This is a genomic window from Kitasatospora sp. A2-31, from assembly GCF_022288725.1.
GTDB lineage: Bacteria > Actinomycetota > Actinomycetes > Streptomycetales > Streptomycetaceae > Kitasatospora.
The window spans coordinates 1-1462 of the sequence record NZ_JAKNTA010000175.1; the positions used below are offsets into that span (position 1 = coordinate 1).

Here is a 1462-nt window from a genome sequence, read left to right on the forward strand (position 1 = left end):
CGCCGCCGGGGTGGAGGCGATGGACGCGCCGTTCTTCGAGGTCGCCGATCTGGCCGGACTGCGCCACGAGGCCGCGCTTGCCCGGGACTTCGGCTTCAGCGGCAAGATCGCCGTCCATCCGCGCCAACTCGCGCCGATCAACGAGGCGTTCAGTCCGGACGAGCAACTGCTGGAGCGGGCCCGCCGGGTGGTCGAGGCGGGCCGGGAGAACGGCCGCTCGGTCACCGTCGTGGACGGCGTGATGGTCGGCATGCCCTTCTTCGAGGCCTCGCAGCGCCTGATCGAGCAGTTCGCCCCACCCGAACCGAACGAGACGAAGGAGAAGTGACGATGACCGAGGCAACCGAGCCGGCGCAGTCCGTCCAGGGCCCGCGCCGCTACCGCAACGCCGCGGCGATGCTCGCCGCCGCCGATCCGGTCTGGCAGGCGGCCGGCGCCAACGGCCTGATCGGCATCAAGGTGGACTCGGAGTCCAACAACCGGCTGATCGTCCGCGAGAGCGGCCACGAGTTCGCCAACATGGTCTCCTGCGCGTACCTCGGGCTGAACAACCACCCGCAGGTCGCGGCCGGCGCGGTGGACGCGCTCACCGAGTCCCGGAGCACCTGGCTGGTCACCTCCACCACCCGGATCAGGCACAACCTGCTGGTCCGCCTGGAGGAGGAGTTGGGTGAGCTGTTCGGCGCACACGTCCTGCCCGGCGCCTCCTGCACCTCCCTCACCGCCGGCATCCTGCCGCTGGTCGCCTCCGGCCACCTGAACGACCGCTGCGACGGCAGCAGCGACGGCCCCCGGGTGATGGTCTTCGACCGGTTCTGCCACTTCTGCATGGCCTACGTGAAGCCGATCTGCGCGGACGAGGCGCTGGTCCTCAACTGCCCGCACAACGACCTGGACTACCTGGAGGACATCTGTCGCAGGTACCCGCGGGTCGCCTACGTGGCGGACGGCGCGTACTCGATGGGCGGCGCGGCCGCACTCGACGGCCTGCTCGAACTCCAGGACCGCTACGGCCTGTTCCTCTACATCGACGACTCCCACTCGCTCTCCATCATGGGCGAGCGCGGCGAGGGCTTCGTGCGGTCCCGGCTGGAGATGAACCCGCGGACGGTGATCGTCGCCAGTCTCGGCAAGGGCTTCGGCACCGGCGGCGGCATCGCGATGCTCGGCAACCGGGATCAGTTCGAGTTCCTGCACCGGCACGCCGGCCCGGTCGGCTGGTCGCAGAACGTCGCGCTCCCGCTGGTCGGCGCCTCGCTCGGCAGCGCGGCCATCCACCGGTCGCCCGAACTCGCCGAGCTGCAGGCAAGGCTGAACCGCAACATCGACCTCTTCGACGAACTCCTGCCGACGAGCTTCGCCGGCAACGGCCTGCCGGTGCGGCGCGTGGACGTCGGCGACGCCGAGCGCGCGGTCAAACTCTCCGCCCAGCTCTTCGAGCGCGGCTTCTACAGCTCGGCGG

At 70.4% G+C, this 1462-nt stretch carries 1 protein-coding gene and 1 pseudogene; both read left to right on the forward strand.

The annotated features are described in order from the left end of the window. Positions 1–328 (forward strand): annotated as a pseudogene (locus MCM47_RS40630) (CoA ester lyase); the annotation flags it as partial. A gap of 2 nt (positions 329–330) precedes the next feature. After that, on the forward strand, positions 331–1462 hold a 1132-nt coding region (locus tag MCM47_RS40635; RefSeq protein WP_238951820.1), incomplete at its 3' end, for an aminotransferase class I/II-fold pyridoxal phosphate-dependent enzyme.